General features: G+C 53.8%; 13 protein-coding genes and 1 pseudogene. 9 read left to right on the plus strand and 5 right to left on the minus strand.

The genetic code is table 11. The annotated features are described in order from the left end of the window. The first annotated feature begins 12 nt into the window (after positions 1-12). Genes ACK3R5_RS16940 through ACK3R5_RS16950 form a run of 3 tightly spaced genes read left to right on the plus strand, consistent with a single transcriptional unit; the run spans position 13 to position 3,097 of the window. Complete coding sequence (locus ACK3R5_RS16940; RefSeq protein ID WP_411968952.1) at positions 13-1,047, plus strand: tRNA-guanine transglycosylase; 1,035 nt, start codon at positions 13-15, stop codon at positions 1,045-1,047. Continuing rightward, a complete protein-coding gene (locus ACK3R5_RS16945; RefSeq protein WP_411968953.1) occupies positions 1,044-1,940 on the plus strand; it encodes a hypothetical protein in 897 nt (298 codons plus the stop codon). The genes ACK3R5_RS16940 and ACK3R5_RS16945 overlap by 4 nt, the downstream gene beginning before the upstream one ends. Continuing rightward, positions 1,940-3,097 carry a BREX system ATP-binding domain-containing protein gene (locus tag ACK3R5_RS16950; RefSeq protein ID WP_411968954.1) on the plus strand — a complete coding sequence of 386 codons (1,158 nt, stop codon included), beginning with the start codon at positions 1,940-1,942 and terminating at the stop codon, positions 3,095-3,097. The genes ACK3R5_RS16945 and ACK3R5_RS16950 overlap by 1 nt, the downstream gene beginning before the upstream one ends. Before the next feature lie 571 nt (positions 3,098-3,668). Here the strand turns inward: ACK3R5_RS16950 and ACK3R5_RS16955 are convergent. Further along, positions 3,669-4,133: a 6-pyruvoyl trahydropterin synthase family protein gene (locus tag ACK3R5_RS16955; protein ID WP_411968955.1), complete on the minus strand. Its 465-nt coding sequence runs from the start codon at positions 4,131-4,133 to the stop codon at positions 3,669-3,671. Positions 4,134-4,603: 470 nt separating this feature from the next. Between ACK3R5_RS16955 and ACK3R5_RS16960 the strand changes: the two are divergent. Together ACK3R5_RS16960 and ACK3R5_RS16965 are read left to right on the plus strand one after the other, a co-directional pair. After that, positions 4,604-5,520: pseudogene (locus tag ACK3R5_RS16960) on the plus strand (DUF955 domain-containing protein). A 265-nt stretch (positions 5,521-5,785) separates the two neighbouring features. Next, entirely contained in the window at positions 5,786-6,694 is a 909-nt protein-coding gene (locus ACK3R5_RS16965; RefSeq protein WP_411968956.1) for an ADP-ribosylglycohydrolase family protein, read from the plus strand. A 139-nt stretch (positions 6,695-6,833) separates the two neighbouring features. Here ACK3R5_RS16965 and ACK3R5_RS16970 read toward each other — a convergent pair whose 3' ends face one another. Together ACK3R5_RS16970 and ACK3R5_RS16975 are read right to left on the minus strand one after the other, a co-directional pair. Beyond that, positions 6,834-7,727: a hypothetical protein gene (locus ACK3R5_RS16970; RefSeq protein ID WP_411968957.1), complete on the minus strand. Its 894-nt coding sequence runs from the start codon at positions 7,725-7,727 to the stop codon at positions 6,834-6,836. A gap of 69 nt (positions 7,728-7,796) precedes the next feature. Further along, on the minus strand, positions 7,797-8,762 hold the full coding sequence (locus tag ACK3R5_RS16975) for a restriction endonuclease (RefSeq protein ID WP_411968958.1): 966 nt from the start codon (positions 8,760-8,762) through the stop codon (positions 7,797-7,799). Positions 8,763-10,177: 1,415 nt separating this feature from the next. On the opposite strand from ACK3R5_RS16975, the gene ACK3R5_RS16980 reads away from it, so the two are divergent. Further along, positions 10,178-10,579, plus strand: coding sequence for a hypothetical protein (locus ACK3R5_RS16980; RefSeq protein ID WP_411968959.1), 402 nt, complete (start codon positions 10,178-10,180; stop codon positions 10,577-10,579). A 606-nt stretch (positions 10,580-11,185) separates the two neighbouring features. After that, on the plus strand, positions 11,186-11,608 hold the full coding sequence (locus ACK3R5_RS16985) for a hypothetical protein (RefSeq protein WP_411968960.1): 423 nt from the start codon (positions 11,186-11,188) through the stop codon (positions 11,606-11,608). A 524-nt stretch (positions 11,609-12,132) separates the two neighbouring features. On the opposite strand, the gene ACK3R5_RS16990 is transcribed toward ACK3R5_RS16985, so the two are convergent. Next, a complete protein-coding gene (locus tag ACK3R5_RS16990) occupies positions 12,133-13,917 on the minus strand; it encodes a DEAD/DEAH box helicase (RefSeq protein ID WP_411968688.1) in 1,785 nt (594 codons plus the stop codon). Between the two features lie 129 nt (positions 13,918-14,046). On the opposite strand from ACK3R5_RS16990, the gene ACK3R5_RS16995 reads away from it, so the two are divergent. Together ACK3R5_RS16995 and ACK3R5_RS17000 are read left to right on the plus strand one after the other, a co-directional pair. Then, a complete protein-coding gene (locus ACK3R5_RS16995) occupies positions 14,047-14,883 on the plus strand; it encodes a hypothetical protein (RefSeq protein ID WP_411968689.1) in 837 nt (278 codons plus the stop codon). Between the two features lie 186 nt (positions 14,884-15,069). Further along, positions 15,070-17,766 (plus strand): DEAD/DEAH box helicase, encoded by a 2,697-nt coding sequence (locus ACK3R5_RS17000; RefSeq protein ID WP_411968690.1) that lies wholly within the window; start codon positions 15,070-15,072, stop codon positions 17,764-17,766. A gap of 18 nt (positions 17,767-17,784) precedes the next feature. Here the strand turns inward: ACK3R5_RS17000 and ACK3R5_RS17005 are convergent, their stop codons facing one another. After that, a complete protein-coding gene (locus ACK3R5_RS17005; protein ID WP_411968691.1) occupies positions 17,785-18,990 on the minus strand; it encodes a hypothetical protein in 1,206 nt (401 codons plus the stop codon). Positions 18,991-19,011: the final 21 nt, after the last annotated feature.

The following is a 19,011-nucleotide window of genomic DNA, read 5'->3' on the forward strand; positions in this document are numbered from 1 at the left end:
CAAGTATGAGGTATGCTATACAGACGACGGACACTCGAACTCCCTCGCGGGAAATTAAACACACCTGTCTTATTTCCGGTTCGTAATATCGGAACACGGTCAAAAGACAACACACCACCCTATGTGGATTCGATACCGGATTTCCCGGCAGCGATGGTCAACACACGAGCAGTACGTAATCGGACACCACTGTGGGAACGGATAGCGAATGGTCGAACACTTCGAGAGGAGATGTGTGTTCCCGAACGGACGATTGTATTCGCAGACAGTGGAGGGTTCGCCTTCGCTTCAAACGAGATTGACACGTCCCCACAAAAAACTCTACAAGCACAACGAACACTCGATGCTGACATCTACGGTACGGTTGACTTGCCACTGTCACGCGATAACCGTACGGAAGAAAACCAACGGCGTATCAACCTGAGCATCGAGTATGCGTTGGAAGCGAGTGACCATCACTCCGGTGACGCACTGTTAATCGCGAGTGTGCATGGATACGACCCGGAGACTGTCAGGAATTGTATTGCCCATTTGGACAAATATGGTGATTTCGATGGATATGCACTCGGTAGCATGGTACCAATTCGGGCATCTTATAAAAAGGTCACAAAGCTGATATTGGCTGCGCGAACTGCGACAGACAAACACCTCCACGTGTACGGCCTTGGTGGGTTGACTTACCAACCACTACTCCTCTATCTGGGTGTTGACAGTTTTGATTCGTCGGCGTTCATTCGCGGTGCGGGACACAGAAATTATCTGATACCTGGGTTTGGTGGTGAAGATTTAAAGGATATCGAGCAATTGGAGCGACTCCCGTGTCCGTGTCCTATTTGTGGCAACCGGACGCTGGACGATATCCGTGAGGACCGGTCCGCACTTGTTCAACACAACCTCTGGGCATTGGCAACAGAGCTACGCCGATTCCAGTATGTTGCTGAATCAGGACGTAACATCGAAGACTATCTTGACCTTAGATTCCAAGGTAACGATTTGACTCAAAGTGCGTATGAGACCGCAAAACAACAAGTCCGGAGGCTTACATGAGCGACGAGCGGCCGACTATCCGCCCCGTTACAATGAGCCGGCTTGTGGAACTCACGTACGGCTGCGAAGACGAATACAAGTCAACAGCAGAACTTGCAGACATCCTCGACGTAAACCACCGTAGAGCGCGAGAAACGATTCTCGAAGCGACAAGAATATCGCTGTTATTAGAGAGCGAGGACGGTGACGAGTTCACCTATACAACGACAGGCATTGGGAAGTCGTTCTTAGATGCTATTCGTGCAGAAAACTGGAAAAAAGTGAGTTCAATTCTCGCGGCTCGAAGCCCACACTACGGTGCATTCATCCAAGCGCTCGAAGAGGTCGGATATGCTGACCTCGATACATTGTTAGAACACCTCGAGGAGACACAGGAATTCGCACCATACTCGTTCAACCAGACCGGCATCGAGATCGTTGGTGATTGGGCCGAACGACTTGGAACTGTTCAGCGAAATGCCTTCTCTGGAGAATACTATCTCTCCAATGAGGCTAAAATCCCGAGTAACTTCCACTTCATTCTGTTAGACACCTACGACAACCTCGAACAGACTGCAGGAATCAACTTGCGTCAACGTTACCTCTCGATCCCTCGACTCCGAGAAGAAATCTGCGAACGAATTGGGTGTCAGAGACGTGATTTCGACGAGGCGGTTCTTAAGCTTTGCCAGCAGAACGTTGGGAAGCTTGAGCTCTCTGGCGCACCGATGGATACTGCTGCGAAGGATGCAACACTCGGAATCAAAAAAATCGAACTCGCTGACGAGGGCTCGCTGATCACGACTTCGCAGTCAACTCAGCGGGTCATGGCAGGCGTCGAATTGTACGGTAAGAAATACTACTACCTCGCGGTCCACGACCGCGATATCACATTTGAGCAGGAGACACACTAATGTCCAGCAACTTCAACATCACAGACCAGCAGCGAGACTATTCACAATACGGCCTCAGTGGGAACCCATTCCCATATAGTCCAGTGCCAGCCGAAAACCCCGAGATATTCTGTGGACAGAGTCATGTTTCGGAAAAGATCAGTTCGACAGTCTCTTCTGTACTGTCGACTGGGAAATCGAAACATCTCGTGGTCACTGGTAAGTATGGAAATGGGAAGTCTCATACACTGAAATACACCCGTTCACTGCTTCGAGACCGTGACGATGTGATCGTCGGTTATGTTGCACAACCGGGAGAGGGCTTTATCGATATCTACCACGAGTTCGTCTATGATCTCGGATATAGCCATCTCCAGAGATTAGCATACGAGTATCTGGCATCAATCACTCGAGAATGTACTGATGAGACTCCTGAAGGGGCAGCAGAAATGCGCTCACTCATCAATGAGGGCGACGTCCTACTTCCAGAAATTATTCCGGAGGCAATCAGGCAATTAAGCGAGATTACGAAATTCGCTGACTTCGCCCGGGCGATGGTACATATGATCTACGAAGATACGAACCTCTACGCTTGGCAGTGGCTCACTGCCGAAGGGATTCGGTACGAGCAGCGCAAAGAAATGGAGATTCACAGTGCGCTCGACGATGACACGATGGGCGTTCGGGCCTTCACCGCACTCAAGAATATGCTCCTCGAACTTGGCTACACAGCAGTCTTCGTCTTCGTGGACGAGTTCGAGAGTATCGCCCGTCTATCTGCAAAGTACGAGCAGGCGACACTCAACAGTGTTCGACACTTAATGGACCAGAATAGTTCTGGACTCTGCTTGCTCTTCGGATGTGCGCCCGAAGTTTGGCAGGACGTCATGAGCGAATATCACGCATTCAGTGAACGTATCGGCCAAGAAGTGACACTCAAGCCCCTGACCAGTGACCATCTATATGACCTCATTGACGACTACCTCGCATTAGAACGCGTGTCTGAGGAGAATGAGGCAAATCTTCGTCCCTTTACAGAAGAGAGTTTGGACATGATCCTCCAGCGGTCTCAAGGAAATGTACGTCAAATATTAGCACTCTGCAGTCGACTTCTTGACGACGCGGCAGACACTGGCTACAAGGTTATCTCTCCGGAAGCAGTTGAGGAGGTACTCTAAGATCTGGTAGATCGACCTAAGTTTGATGTTTCAATTTAGCACCACTTTGCAGGTTGAGATACGTAGCTGATTCAGTAACTGTGAGGTTGCAGCAACTTTGTTTTATTTGCCTCAGTTGAGTGGAAGGCATCCAGAATGGGGATGTGACTTTAAATAATTAATTAGTGGATAGGCTGATTGTACTGTCTGTACGGACAACGAGTCCTCTACAACAGTTTTCCGTATTATCCCAGTGAAGATGCCAGACAGAGTGACGAGGGTGGAGTTGTACTCTGCAATTGGGATGACGAAACTGAGACAAAGTACCTGAAGCGAGGGGTTGATCTTCCACAAGACCGCCCGGGAACGTTGGTAACGGAAAATGGAACGGTTGTGTCGACACGAGCACAGGGCCCAGTGATGTTCACAATAGACGAACGAGACATTGAACTGATAGATGAAATGGACGATAAACTACTCACTACTATTCGCCGTGTCTATGACCATTAGACCGTGACATTGATTGGGAGAGCACAGTCGTCGTATTGCGGTTGAGAATTAATCGAACCACCGTCTGAATTACCCGGTTCGGTCAGAAGACAGCACAGAGTTCGTTCGTCTCGGCAACTTCTACGGAGACGTCGGAGACGTTGTCCGGTAGCGAATCAAGCAATCGTTTTTCGAGAACGACAGCCATCACTTCCGCTGTCGGGGAATGATCAAGGACGACAACCGCGTCGCCATCTCCTGACTGAGTAAATGCCTCAATGAGTGGGTCGCCCTCTTCCAGAAGGAAACGGTGGTCCCACTCGTCGATGATACTCGTGATATCCCCTTTGTCGACGACCCATCCCTCTTCCGTTAGTGTTCCCGTGACTGTGACCGATATCTCGTAGTTATGGCCATGTGGTCGGGAGCACTTCCCCTCATGGTGGAGAATCCGATGGCCCGAACTGATTCGAATAGGGCGGTCTCGCCCGACATGGAGTGTTCGTTCACCAGCGTCAGATAGCACAGTTTCACTGGAACGGGATTCTTTGAGTATTGTCTCAGTCATATCTGGATATTATCTTAGTGCTACAAAAAGGTGGTCTGTAGACTGAAAGTAAACCAACTCCCTTCAGAACACAATATAGTCTCGGATGTGCACACTGATACGTTGACATCCGCGTGACCTGGTGTAATAACCCAACTCAACTCGGACCCAACTCGCCAGACCTTACAATTGCATGAGCAACATCTCCCGTTGGATTTACTCATGGCCGAAACGAGACTCGCCCCGGATTCCTACGAGCTACGACTCCTACACGTATTGTTCGATGCTGGGTGGTATCCCGAGCCAACTGCAGCAGCACGACTCGGCATTCGGTGGTTTACGACTGGAGGTTTCTCGAGCCATTACGACGAAAAACATGACGGTGAGACTCTGTAGTCGAGTCAGTGATTGCACAATAGACGACAACTGAGATTTTTATTAGCCCCACTTGGGTGCGGGGCATTTCCTAAGAGATGCGTCGTGTGTAACTGATGTCTACAACCGATGAGTCTTCGGTGTCGTTTGCGGGTTCTGACAACCGACACGACGAGATGCACAGCACGATTACCGAGTGGATCGACGACCTCGCAGAAGCCGTCGACGACGCTCAGACGAGCGAGGAGTTCCAAGCGTGGTTAGACGTCCAAAGCCAGTTCCACGACTACTCGTACCGTAACACGCTCTTAATCAAACAGCAGTGTCCAGACGCAACGAGAGTCGCAGGCTACCGAACGTGGCAGAACGAATTCAATCGGTACGTGAGGGGAGTCGAGAGTGCGATTTGGATTTGGGTTCCAATCATTACCAAACAATGCCCTGAGTGTGGGGATTCACTGGGCTACCACGAAAATACAGACTGTGACTACGACGAAAGCCCACCCGAAGAGTGGCCAAAGGGCTTGGTTAGCTTCCGGCCAGCACCGGTGTTCGATATCTCGCAGACAGAAGGTGAGGACCCCCCAAGCCTCGATACTTGTGAGCGGGGTGACGCAGACAAACTTCTTCCGGCCGTGCTGGGCGCTGCTGAGGATGTAGGTGTTGAGGTGGAACTTGTTCCGAATGAAGAGTGGAGATACGGTGATGCGAAAGGCGTGTGTCATGAATCACCAGATGGTGAATCCCCAATTGTGGAGGTACTCCGTCAAGATAGTGACGCAGCAGTGGCGTCGACGTTAGTCCACGAGTACGCTCATGCACTCCCCCACGTCGGCGTTGACGACGAAACCGAACGGTCGAAGCGGAGGCAGTAGCATACGTCATTGGGAGGCAGTTCGATCTTGATATGGGTGGTTCGGCCTTCTACCTTGCAACCTGGGAGCGCGATGATGCAGACGTGATTCGGGAGCGACTTGCGCGTATTAGTGGAACGAGCCAATCACTCATTGAATATACCGAAGCCCAATTGTAATTAAACAACACTCCCGAGCAAAGCAGTAAATTTATTGGTTAGTATAGACGCCCCCGACGATCTAGCGAACGCATGGCGTCGCGGCGTGTGTGCGGATCTGGTCCCATGAATTCTCAAATTCGCTTAAAGTGTGTCATCCACAGCACCAAGCGGTCGGTGACACAGTAAAACCAAGCTAAGTCTAGCGATTCATCAATGCCAGTTTCGCCATACTGATTGATGTTTCTCCCGTACATTTTTCTGGACTGTCATCATTGAGTGCCGCATGGATTCTAACCGCGTTCTTGGTGTATTACTGGGACTTTCGTGTGGGGATGCGCTTGGTCGGCCAGTGGAGTTTGAGTCTGCAGAACAAATCAAGGCCGAGCACGGTCGGCTCGACCAAATGATTGGGTACGGGACGTGGAACCAGCCTGCTGGGACGACTACGGATGATACGGAGCAGGCACTGTGCATCGCGCGGAGCCTCGTCGAGCAGGGTGAATTCGACCCCACAGACGTCGCTGATCGGTTCGTCGCCTGGTATGACAGTGGCCCATTCGACATTGGGGGCATGACGAGGCGTTCTCTCACCCGATTGTCTCGGGGTTCGACGTGGGAGGAAGCTGGTCAAGAGGTTTGGGAGGCAAGTTCGGAGGGGATGAACGCTGGCAACGGGAGCGTGATGCGATGTCCCCCGCTTGCGATCCCGTATGCCGACGACTGGGGTGCACTCGTCGAAGTAAGTCGGCAGTCCTCACAAATCACTCACGCCGACCCCCGCTGCACGTGGGGGTGCGCCGTTTTGAATCTCACAATTGCTGGCTTGCTTGACGACGCTGATGCACCGTTGGAAGAGGCACTCGATTACGTCGACAGTGACGCACCAGATGAACTTACTGACGCCCTTGCCCCGATCTCACGCGGCGAATCAATCGACTCGCTGGAGACGTCAGGGTACGTGGTTCATTCACTACAAACGGCACTTCACGACGCACTCTACGAGGAGACTCTTGAGGATGCAATCGTGACTTCCGTCAATCGTGGCGGCGATACTGACACGATAGGTGCGATAGCTGGTGCAGTCGCCGGTGCCCGGTTTGGTGTGGCTCAACTCCCAGATCACTGGCTATCTGCGATCGACGAAGTAGACGAACTCCACTCGCTTTCAGAACAGCTCATTAGTATAGTGTGAAACTTCGTACGGCCCCGAGCTTGTTCTGATATCCCCGTTAGTGGAAAAGTGACAATCGCAACACGCGGGGGACCAGTATTTGACCTCTATGGTTGATAGGATCTGTCTCTCCTCCGCAGATCTTGTTACGGAGCTCAGGTCACTCCCACACTTGTTCGTACTGACCGACGACTTTGAAATACGTCTCGTCGTCGACGGCTGGGCGTGGTATCGTCCCACCGTCGAACTCTGAGATGTGACCCAGATGAACCGGAAGTAAGCCATCAGACGGATCGTCTGTCTGACTCGTCACCAACAACCGCCGGTTTACCAGGCGGCGTGCAGCTGTGTTTCCTTGCCGTTCAGTCTCAGTAACCCACGTATCGACTGCGTTCTGAATATCCCTCGCTCGTTTCCCGGAGAGGTCACCCAGTGAAACGTTACCCCACACGTGACCGAGTTCAGTGATGTACAGTCGCCCACCACTGGGTCGATACGTTCGGTATTGCTCGACCAACTCGTCGTGGTCGAACGCTGAGGTGAAGTCGTAATCTTTCCACCGCCAGTGAAGTTCGTTATCCTCCGCTAACGACCATCGCTCTCCGTGGTGAAACGGCAATCCAGACCAAATACGAACAGAGTTTGTCTGCTTTGAAGGGTTCAGATCGACTTCTCCAAAGTCGATTTCTCCGGTGAGTTTACCCACGTATACAGGGACCCAACCCGACGACACTACCGCCTGATCGACATTCACGTAGTCGTCGGCTTTGATCTTTGTCAAAACCTCACCTCCTGCCGTGATACGAATGATCCCGTGCCCTCCTTTTTTGCCGAGGCTCCTCAGCACATCCCGAAGACCCTCGGGAGGCCGTGCATGGATATTGAGGTCGCGTTGCTCCCACTTTATCGCCCCTTCGGGGAACTCGTCACTCGTCACGAGACTGTATCGCGAACCACGATGCGCCGATGGCCACGGTTGCCCAGGCTCGATAGTCACAGACCTCCCACCAGGGAGTGGGACCGTGGTCTCCTCGCGACTGTACGCCGCGGTCATACAACCCTCCAGAGATGTGTGTCAGATTCGTTTCCAATATTCATTGATGTGTTTGGAAATTGCACTTTGTCAATTTGAATCATTTGTTTGTTCATTCACCTTTTTCTGAAGGTCACCGAACACGTCCCCGTCTGCATCTTCGCTTTCGTCGGCACCGAGGCGGCCGAACTCTCCTGCTTGCGGAGACTCATCCGCACCACCTTGCGGAGGTTCGGACGGTGGTTCGGTTTCGTCCTCTCCGTCCACGATCTCAGGTCGTGAAGCTGATGACGACGACAACTCCTCAAGAACGCCGAAGTCCGTGGCTTGGGGTGGGATGCTTGGTTCTTCTTCTATACGAGCGTCCATGTCGAACTCGCGTTCCTTCCCTCGCTCGAGTACATCAGCTAGAAGGCCATCAGAGACACCAGCAATTCGGAGCCATTGCTCCAATTGGTTTCCATTACACAGGTGAACACCGTGTTCGTCAGCTAGCTCTTGAGCATCTGCGTCGAAGCTACCATTCGAGACCACGACGAGATCAGACGGTGTTCGCCCCTCCCGGGGTTTCGTGTTGCCGTCCACCATCGGACGCACCTCCTGAGCAGAAACTGAGGATCCAGATACGACAGAGACGACTCGAAGGCCCACAGTGGTGTGCGAGCGGTTCCAGTAGAGGTCGACGGCTGAGTCACGGACGTCGGACCTTCGAGTCCTTCCTTCGAAACGTTGGAGGACGACACCCAACACGCGAGCGAATTCGTCCGTCGAAAGGTATTCGACGTCGTCGACGTCCGCGCGTCGGTTCTCCATTGGTCTGGGTGACGAATCCGTTGACCGTGGTTGCGAGAGTGTCGTCTGGTCGCTTTTTTCGTCGAGTTGTTCGAGGATTCCTTCGACGAGACGCTTCACCCGTCGTTCGGACACAGACGAATATTCCTTCTTGTGGACGAGGTCGATCAGTTTATACACTGGAACCGAGTCGTCGACTGCTCGTTCGACTGTCTTCCGGACCGACCCAGCGTCGTACCACTCTGGAGTGTGTCTGTTGCTCATCGGAACACCCCCACGACGCGGTTAATGAGTCCCCATCTCTTTCTATGAAGCTCATTGTCGGAATTGTCCAACACGATGAGCTCGTTCCAGCGGAATGGTGACTTTCCATACACAACTAGATACTTTCCGTTCCAACTCGCATCGACCGTCCGGAACTCGTCTTGGATGGACTCAGGAACCGCTTGCTCGGACGCGGAACCTAGTGTTCGACAGGTCTCACAACGACCCAGTTCTAGGGAAACCGGCGCATACGATTGTTCACACAGAGAGCACGTCTCTACGTGCTCCTTGGCGACGTATCCCGACTGGATTGGTGCCTCGACTGCATCCACCGAGATAACTGGCTTGTTGCACTCTACACACGTGTGAACGTGATCATTACATGCGACGAGGTCGCCTCCGTGACCCCCACCCGACAGGTGCCGCCGACAGAACTCGTCCCCACCGACGTCACACTGGTTTCGGTGCCTGCTACACAGTTTGTCACCACACGTTCCGCATTCGATGAGGTGAGACGGACAGTACGATACATTCTCTCCACACTCGACACACGTTTCGGCGTGGTCTACGCAGATGGTGTCTTCACAAACTGCACACGTCGTAACGTGAGAAACACAGACTGCCTCTTCGCCGACTGAACAGTGATCTATGTGTTCAGTGCAGTGTGGCTCGTCACAAACTCCACATTGGGTGACAGCATCTGTACAGAAGTGTTCCCCGCAGTGACCACATGAAGACCTGTCGTCGGGACAGAGTAGGTCCCCACAGTCGGTACACGCTTCTAAATCAGAGGTGCAGGTGACATCACCGCACGCGTCGCAGGTCTCCCAATGTGCTTCACAAACCCCATGCCCGCACGTTTGGCAGACTTCGGTGTGTGGTTCACAGAAATCGTCGTCGCAAACCACACAGGACTCGGTGTGGGAGGGACACGCGAGATCAGCACAGGCGTTGCACTCTGTAAGGAATGCATTCCCAGTTATCTCTCCGCAGTGGCTGCACTCGGAGCGGTCATCTGGGCAGAGTAGTTTACCGGTGTACGTGCACGTTTCGAGGTCGTCGATGCACGTGATTTCGCCACAGGCACCACACTTCTCCGAGTGGGTTTCACAGACTTCGTGGTCGCACGTGTGGCACGTTTCGATATCATCGTCACACGTGACGTCACCACATACTACACAGGTCTCCGAATGTGCTTCACAAACCCCATGCTCACATGTTTGGCAGACTTCAATGTGTGATTCACAGAAGTCGTCGTCACAGACGATGCACGTATCGGCGTGAATCGGACACGCTGGTTCACTGCACTCAGCGCACGCTATGAGATGTTCGGAACCTACCGGTTCTTCGCACTGCCCACACGTCCCAACGTGGGTATCGCAGTAATTCGACTCCGAGTGTACGCACTCGGTTGCATGAGTCGGACAGAGGACGTCACCGCAGTCTTGACAGGTGATTTGATCTTCGGGACAGAGGAGACCACCACATGCAGAACATCTCTCAAGATGGTCTTCACAGTGTCCAACCTCACAGACTGTGCAGTCTTCGAGGTGCTCTGTACAGTGGTGGCCATCACATGCGGGACACGGAGAGCAGTGGTCGTGACACCGGATAGAATCACACGTAAGGCAAGTCTCCCGATCTTCTGGACAAAGCGTGTCACCACATTTGGTACAGACTTCGAGATTCTCTATCCCGTGGTCATCGCCGTCGACTTCGCACACGTCAACGTGTGTGGCACAGCGCCACTCGCCGTCAGTTGCACACTGGACAAGATGGTCGTAACAATGTACCTCACCGCAAGTATGACAATCTGAACTGTCTTCCGGACAGATTAGGTTACCGCACTCTCCACACGGTTCTACGTGTTCTTCGCCATGGTAATCTCCGCAGATTGTACACATGGTTGCGTGTGCGAGACACCGTGCTTCCCCGTCGGTAGTACACTCGACGAGGTGCGAGTCACAGTGGAACTCTCCACAGGTCGAACACCCCACACCACAGAGTACACAGGTAGTCTCGCCGCACATCGTGCATTCGGATCTGTGATACGAACACGAATCGCTCCCACAGGAGGTACACGTGCTGGAACAATGTGCACACTCTAAGGCACCACAGCTACCACACGAGTCGTATCCGTAACCATTCGAGCACTGGCCACAGAGCGTTGTTCCGCAGGTCACACAGGATTCGAGACAGTCAGCACAGACGACGTGGGCGTCATCACACAGCTGTGGACGCTCACTTTTCGAAAACGTGACCCCACACTCCGTACACTCGACGGGGTCGAACTCACCTTTTGCGGGGGTGTAGCCAATATCCAGCACCCCGCTCCGGTCTCCGTCGTCTAGTCCGATTCGAAGCGTGCCAACGTCGTACTCGAGATACGTGAACCCTGCAAGTGAGACGTCGACCTGCACGTCGTGTTCGTCACGGACGTTCTCGATTCGGTCGCGTTCTTCTTGCCTGAGCTCGGCTTTGCGGTCTCCGACGCTTTGTTTGATTTCTTCGAGCTCCTCTTTCGCCGAAGTGTAGTTCTGGTAGTACCGGTTTCTCGTACTATCTTTCCGAGCACGTTGGTGCTTATCTTTCCACTCTCGGATTTCCTTTTCTTTGTCCTCGATTCGTTTGTCGAGCTCCTGCCGACGTTGTTTGTAGAGTCGACGTATCTCTTTGGCGCGCTCAGAGACGTCGTCATCTGCTTCCTCGACAAGTTCTTGGGTCGTGTCGTAGATTCGTTCTTCGACAGTGTCGAGAGCCACGTCGTAGGCAGAAAACAGCGTCTCGGTGTCGACATCGACATCTGCCCGTGCAGGTGGTTGTCCGAGGAACAAGTTCCAGTGTGACAAGTAGCGATCCTCGATTGCTGGGAGACGCTTTCCGGTTTGAGGGTCGACAACGACGGTTTCGAGTGTCAGTTGCTGGAAGGAACTCTTACTCTCGAACTCCGAAGCGACGTGGAATACGAGTGCTGTCTTCGTCTGCTCGCGGACGAACGACTTCGTCGTAACGTCGAAGTCGCACACTTCCAGAACCGGTGGGATTTGCAGCTGTACAGCTTCTGCACCGAATCGCACACTGCCGATCGTTTCTCCTCTGTCTGCGGCCTGGACGAGGGTGTTGAAAAATGGGGTTCCCGGTGCCGCGAGAACGTCTCCTTCGCCGATCTGCCGCTCGGCGGGGTCGAAGACGAGTGTGGTCCGTGTATCGAATTGGCCGTCAGCCAACTCTGGAGGGAGTTCGACATCCCAGCGCGACGGATCCTCCCTGTTGACGGTCCCCCCTCGAGACGTGATCACCGCCTCGGTGAACCGCTTGACGTTGAGTACGTTGAGGACACGGGTGTCTTTCGAGTCTTGGGTGTCGGTACTCACGCTGTCCCTCCAGTGAACTCGAAGGTTCCGAACACGTCCTTGTTGAAGTCTGCCATCTTCTCGGCAGCCTCTTTGTTCTTCTCGAGGTCGACTGCCATCTCTTCGAAGTTGTTTTCGAGTTCGACTTCGTCATCTGCAGTCCGCAATCGATCGAAGACCTCTCGCTCGAAGTCAGCTCCCGATTTCTCCATCCGAGAGAGTACGTCCCGCAATCCGCCAATAGACTGATTGAATAGGTCGATCTTCCCGTAGAGTTTGTCGAGGACGTGTTCTTCGACAGTTCCTTCGAGAGCGAGGTTGAACACGTAGACGTCCTTGTTTTGGCCGATGCGGTCGACACGTCCAATTCGCTGTTCGACTTTCATCGGGTTCCACGGCAGATCGTAGTTCACGAGGACGTTACAGAATTGCATATTCTGCCCCTCACTGATCGAGTCAGTGGCGACCATCACACCGCCTTCTTCTTGGAATTTATCGATTGTTCGTTGTTTGCCCTTGCTGGAGACGTCTCCATTGACCACGTGGACTGGGTGACCACGCCCAGAGATGTAGTCCGCAATCGCATCCTGCGTTGGTCTAAACTGCGTGAACACGACTGCACGGGTAGTGTTCAAATTCTCTTCGAGGCCCTCGACGACATTTGCAAGCTTCTGCTGTTTCGTCGTCTGACCGAGTCCATCTATCAGCGTCTCGATCTCGTAGAGTTGCTCGCGCTCTGCTGGAGCGGACCGCTCGGGGTCGTCCAGCCACTTTTCGATCGTCCCAAGAACGGCATAGGGACTGCTCACGGCTTCTTTCTGTAGCATGAGCATGACGAGGTGCTTCGCCCCTTCGCTCGTGTAATTTTGACGGACGTAGTCCGTTACTGCGTCGTACACGTCGCGTTCGTCGCGTGAAGGCTCGAACGTATTCGTCTGCACTCGACGGTTCGTGAAGTCGATGTCCGTCTCCTCACGGCGGTTGCGGATCATGACCCGGTTCAGGCGACGTTGGAGCTCCGAACCGTTCTTGATCTGAGCATCATCGCTCTTGGGAACGAATTTTCGGCGGAACTCTTCTCTACTCCCGAGGAGACCCGGTCGAATGAGACGGACGATGTTGTATAGGTCCGTGATGTCGTTCTGGATTGGTGTTGCTGTCGCAAAATACGCGTGTCCGTAGTCCAGTTCTTCGATGAGCTCGTACCGCTTGGTGTCTTCGTTCTTTATGTAATGTGCTTCGTCGAGGACGAGAACGTCCCAGCGCCGTTCGAGAACATCGTCGATGTGGCTCTTCGTCTTTGCTGTGTCAATGCTCGCGACGACCTTGTCGTGGTCGTCGAATCCCCCAAATTCCTCGTCGTAGTTGCACACGAAGTCGAGTTCGAATTTGGTCCTGAGCTCCTCTTGCCACTGAGGAGCAAGTTGGGCAGGTGTCAGAATAAGAAACGTCTTGTGCGTCTCTCTGAAGTCCATCTCTTTCAACGCCATGCCAACCTCGATTGTCTTCCCTAACCCTACTTCGTCTGCAAAGAGTGCGCCCCCACCCATCTGAAAAAGTGCCCGATGCGCTGCATCCAACTGGTGATCGAGGAGCTTGATCTTGTCCTCGATCTCCTTGAGAGACAGCAATTCTTGCTGTCCCTGTGCGGCTGCAAAGCGCTGTGCTTCGACGTTAGTTAAATGGGTTGTCAGACCTCCAATCTCGCTAACGTCGGTTTCTCCGAGTCGCTCGAGTATCTCTGGCCGACGGCCGATGCGCATCTCTACGCCCGGTGTCGTGCCCTGCTTCCCCTTCCCCATAGTGTCTGTGCGATTGTCTCTCAGTCAATAGAATAAAACCTTCGCAAATACGGAATTTCTATTTCAGACTCATTTCCATGTGGATATATATGTCCGACTGACCGAAGGCATAGTAACGCATTACTATCAATGACGAGCCACACTCTCTCTCCCGGTGACGAATGGCCAGAATACTACCGAGGGTTCCGTCTCCACACGAACCCAGATGGAGACGTCTGGTGGCAGGTCTATCAGGGTACCGACCGTCTGTATCTTGACCCCACGCCTGAATCTCTCGTGGAAGACCTCTTGAAAATCAAGCGTCTCGGGGGTCGTGTTAGGGTCACAGAATCAGGGGACGTCCTTACCCAGGAAGAAGACGGGGATTCGTACAAAACCACGTGGGTGGGTACGCTCGACCTTCAGGGAGAACTGGTGCCAAAAGACGCAGAGACGTTTGCGTTCGATGTGTCTCCATCCAGTCTCTCGATGGGCGACCTTTGGCCAAGTGTGTACGATGGCTCGAAATTCTCTCTCGGTGCCGGTGGTAAACGAGTCTGGTGGCAGAACCCAGAAACCGGAAAACGCCATCCAGTCGAGACAGAGATACCTGGAGATATTCTCGCTGCACTCCGGTCGTACAAACCAAACGGCGGGTCGTTCCGCGTGACGCCTTCGAACGAAGTTATCACACTAGTCAATGCTCACCCTGCACCCGAGCAAGTTCGAAGTCAGTTCGGTGACCTTCCACGAGTCGTCAGAAACGTGATCAAACTCCGAAAAGAGCGTGGCGTCGAGATGCTTCCCGTCTACATCGGGGAGATCGAAGAGACACCACTCGAGGTTAGTGAGCCACCATCGCTGACAGACTCGCTTTCTGTCGACGAGCGTGAGGAACTCGAATCGTGGGCAGCATCTCTTGGCACTACATCAAAAACAGACTCGAAGGACCACACCGTATACTCCGACGATCCTGAAGACTGGTAGCCCATGAGTCGCCGCTTTCCGACCCCACTGTTTGGTGTGGACGACGACACGAACCGGCGTTGTCGGGTGTTCGTCTCGATAGCTGCCGCTGAGCCGGTAGACAAGAGCTCGTTCGTCGCACGCGCACAAGAGCGGTTATTGAAACCTGAGGGAGGGCAATATTCTGAACAGTATCTCAACCGGATCGTGAGTACGTACGTTCAGTTAGGTGTACTCAGACAGGTCGACGGAGGCATCTCGGTTTGGTCGTTCGCCAATCGGTGGTTAGATGGCGACATCGATTACGAGACCTTCCTGTGGTATGGGATCAAACAAAGTTGGGCCATCGAGGGGAACTTTCCAGAGGGCATCGAAGGGCTCCAAACACTCAATCGCATTCTACTCAACGCAGATAAGCCCCTCTCACGGGGAGCACTCCGCTCACGGTTAGAAGACGACCACGATTACGAGTTCAACGAACAGGGCATCCGTGGGTATCCAGTCCTTCTGTGTGAACTTGGTGCTGCACGAAAGACAGACGATGGCTACGTTGCAGGTGATCTCGCAGAGCGGTTTGCCGACCGTTTCAGAGATGCGGACATCTTCTGGCAGTTCGAACGATGGCTCGCACGCGAGGGCCCCGACGTCGACCCACCCGATGACAGAATAAAGCGCGAGTTGGCGAAGTACTACGTGTACCGGGAGTCCGGAGGACTGGGGAAGCACCGACAGATGTTCGACACCTTCCGTGAGGACTTCCTCGATGACGGTGTCTTAACGAACGACCCGGCCCGACCTCGAATGCGACGCGACGAGAAGTACGTCGCCCATGAGCGCCGTCGACGCGAACTCCGACAAAAAGTGACATCTCGTTTCGAGACGGTCGATGGAAACGACCTCTCCGGGCTCACTGCTTCAGTTTTAGAACGATTAGTGAATGCGACCGACGAGGAAGAGGTACGCGCGGTCCTCGACGGGACCGGGTCGGGACTCTCACGGGACATGCTCGAGCAAAAGTCTCCAGAAGGACGCACCCACTACCGCTTCCCAGACAAATTCACACTCTACGAGTGGCAAGAAGAGGCCGCAGACGAGTGGTTCAGTGACGGGGGCACTCCATCACACTCTGGTATTGCGAGTGTCGTCACTGGCGCAGGAAAGACCGTCATGGCGTTGGAAGTCATCAGGCGGTGGCTAGAAGAGAACCCGGACGGTGTCGTCACCGTACTGATTCCGACAAACGTCCTGATGCGACAGTGGCTCGACGAGCTCATCGAGAAACTCAACGTCCCACCACGTGACGTCGGATGGCTAGGCGGAGGGCACAAAGACGACTTCGCCGATGGCCGGCGAGTCCTCGTCGGTATCGTGAACTCGGTGGTCAAAGAGGACTATCTCGAACGCTCACTCTCTCGGGTCGACAACCCACCACACCTCCTCGTCGCTGACGAGTGTCACAGATACACCGGTGACGTGTTCTCGTCTGTCTTCGACTACCATCGAACTGCTCAACTGGGACTGTCTGCGACACCGCTCTCGTCCCGAGACCCAGACGAGTGGACGCCGTCCGACTCGTTACTCGTCTCCGAACTGGGCGACGTTTACTATGACTTGACGTACGACGAAGCAATCTCGCGCAACCTCATCCCCGAGTTCCGTGTGAACTATATCGGGTTCGACCTCACACCCGCAGAGCGTGGTGCATACGACCGGTTATCACGAAAGGTCTCGGACGCAGTCAACGATATCGAACTTCGGTACCAGAATCGACTCTACGAGCTCGATGGCAACTTCGCCCAGAAGCTTCGGACGATACAAAACTCCACCGAAGGTGCAACCCCTGCAATCGCCGATTACTTCAGATACACCCAAGAACGTCGAGACCTCATCGCCGACGCAGTGGCGAGACAGGCGATTACGCTCCACCTTCTTCAGGATACCATCGAAAACGATAAGAAAGCGATCGTCTTCCAGGAGAGAATTCAGCAGTTAGAGCGGATGGTCGCCCCGAGTGAGGGACGTGGACGAAACGTCAGGACTGGTCGAATCTCGGGGCCGGAAACAGGTCGCGCCGAACTGTACGAACAGTATCCACAATTGAAACAGGTCGACAAAGGACTGGAGGAGCTCTTCCTGTCCAGCGAATACCGCCCGGTGATGTACCATTCAGGGCATCGAAACCCGCTCTGGAACGACCTCGCTATCGACTGGTTCGGTGACGACGGGTTCGCGAACGTCATGCTCAGTGTGAAAGCACTTGTCGAGGGAGTGGACGTTCCGAGTGCAGACGTCGGAATCGTCCGTGTTTCTTCGGGAAGCGTTCGACAGCGTATCCAAACGCTCGGTCGTGTACTCCGTACCGGAGAATCTGCGGGGCGTTCCGAGCTTCACGTTCTCTATGCGCGTGATACAGTCGACGAGAACATCTTCTACGAGCACGACTGGGAAGAGGATCTCGCGAGTGCGGAGGTAAATCATCTGGAGTGGGTTCCCGGTGACAGTCTACTTGATGGTGAGTTCCGCAAAACCGAACCGCCTGTTGGACCTCCAACTCCTCCACCAGTGCCACCCATAGAAGGACTCGAACTCGGTGATCCATATTCTGGTCCACGCAACGGATACCAGTTCAGTGTCGACCACGAAGGATCTCCGTTTGAAAAGGCTAGTAATGGACGGAAGTTCATCACGACAGACTCGGTCCAGAAGGTTGCCGACTTTGTCCACGAACTCAAAGGAGGCGGTGCTGTGACAGTCAACGAAGCACACCACGCAATCGCGTACGAAGATGGCAACCCAATCTTCGCAGGTGTCGTCGACGACCTGAGTTCGTGGGAGTACGAGGAGAACGACGGAGGAAGCAGTCTCGTGAACGATCCTGACGATTACGAAGACATATTCGGATAGGATGCAGGAGGCTCTGATTCAGGCTTGTGAGCCCGGCTCGGATTTGCTCATCTCCCCGACGATGTTGTTCAATCGCGTCGTCACCTCTCCCTGAATGTCGTCGAGACTTTCTTCGATACCGTTTGCACTCTTCCTGATGCTGCTACACTTCCGTTTCACATTCGTGAATTTACTGACCGAGTCTTCGATCTCTTCGACCTGTGTCCTCACGAACTCGGGGTCGACGTCGTCGCCAGCGTCGAGGTGAGACTGGACGGCCCGCATCTCTGCCCAATTGAACCCAATATTGAAGAGCCGGGAGTCGACATCGTCGTCTTCGTCGGCACTCAGAGCGACAGAGAGGAATTCGCCATCGAACTCCCGGAAGTAGCCCACCTTGTTTGGAACGTAGCTTTCGCACTCGCTGACGAAGATACCGTAGTCTGCATCACGGTTCTCGATGGCTTCTCGCATCTCTTTTTTGATGCGTGGTTGCGTGTAGTTCTGTTCACTCTTGGCCTCGACGACGATCCGCTGATTGGTCGGACCGAGAGTCACAACGAAGTCACCGACCTTGCTCTCAGCGAGTTCTCCGACGACCTCACCAGTTCGGTCGAACGAGTGGCTTGATCCGTACACGAGGTCAGTCAGGAACTGAGCGACAGTGTCTTCGAAGACGTGACCCTTCTCGGTCGTTCGTTGTCGAACCTCTTCTCTCCCTTCTTCGACTTGGAGTTGCTTCGAAAGTTCGCGTATCTCTCCACGGAGGGCTTCCCGAAGGCGATTCGTCGGAGTTCCCTCCCGATCTGGGTCGAGTGCGTCCTGAATTCGTTCGCCGTCTTCTCCGAGTTCTTCGTCGAGTCGCCTCGCAAAGAGTCCTTCTTCACCAAAGACATCGTCGAGTTCCCGGTTGAGCCTGCCCTCGGGACCGAGATGCCGGTCGAGAATCGAAGAGACTTCTCCGTCGTCACCAAACCGGCGGTCGAGTTCCTCTCTGACGTCGTCGATCTCGGCTTCGAAGTCCGAACGCATCTGCTCGAACTCGTGTTTTACGTGTTCGACCTCCTTCGACGTTTCTGCGAGCGAGAGGGTCGCAGTACCGATTCGCAATGCCTGATGGAAGGCCTCTTCGCGGTTTGTAGCGTCGTGTTCTGCGAGATACGCGACTAGCTCGTGATCTTCGATCGTGAGGTCGTCAAGCCGAACGATTCCGTCCTGTTCATTGAGGTGTATCTTTGAGGTCATGTTTGATGGTGAGTTGGACTA

Origin of the sequence: Haloferax sp. YSSS75, from assembly GCF_046764215.1 — an archaeon.
Lineage (GTDB): Archaea > Halobacteriota > Halobacteria > Halobacteriales > Haloferacaceae > Haloferax.

What these genes read in the sequence shown, in the direction of transcription:
- ACK3R5_RS16940 (WP_411968952.1), top strand. Translation starts at nt 13, where the DNA reads ATGCTATACAGACGACGGACACTCGAACTCCCTCGCGGGAAATTAAAC.
- ACK3R5_RS16945 (WP_411968953.1), top strand. Translation starts at nt 1,044, where the DNA reads ATGAGCGACGAGCGGCCGACTATCCGCCCCGTTACAATGAGCCGGCTT.
- ACK3R5_RS16950 (WP_411968954.1), top strand. Translation starts at nt 1,940, where the DNA reads ATGTCCAGCAACTTCAACATCACAGACCAGCAGCGAGACTATTCACAA.
- ACK3R5_RS16955 (WP_411968955.1), bottom strand. Translation starts at nt 4,133, where the DNA reads ATGACTGAGACAATACTCAAAGAATCCCGTTCCAGTGAAACTGTGCTA.
- ACK3R5_RS16965 (WP_411968956.1), top strand. Translation starts at nt 5,786, where the DNA reads ATGGATTCTAACCGCGTTCTTGGTGTATTACTGGGACTTTCGTGTGGG.
- ACK3R5_RS16970 (WP_411968957.1), bottom strand. Translation starts at nt 7,727, where the DNA reads ATGACCGCGGCGTACAGTCGCGAGGAGACCACGGTCCCACTCCCTGGT.
- ACK3R5_RS16975 (WP_411968958.1), bottom strand. Translation starts at nt 8,762, where the DNA reads ATGAGCAACAGACACACTCCAGAGTGGTACGACGCTGGGTCGGTCCGG.
- ACK3R5_RS16980 (WP_411968959.1), top strand. Translation starts at nt 10,178, where the DNA reads ATGAGTCGGACAGAGGACGTCACCGCAGTCTTGACAGGTGATTTGATC.
- ACK3R5_RS16990 (WP_411968688.1), bottom strand. Translation starts at nt 13,917, where the DNA reads ATGGGGAAGGGGAAGCAGGGCACGACACCGGGCGTAGAGATGCGCATC.
- ACK3R5_RS16995 (WP_411968689.1), top strand. Translation starts at nt 14,047, where the DNA reads ATGACGAGCCACACTCTCTCTCCCGGTGACGAATGGCCAGAATACTAC.
- ACK3R5_RS17005 (WP_411968691.1), bottom strand. Translation starts at nt 18,990, where the DNA reads ATGACCTCAAAGATACACCTCAATGAACAGGACGGAATCGTTCGGCTT.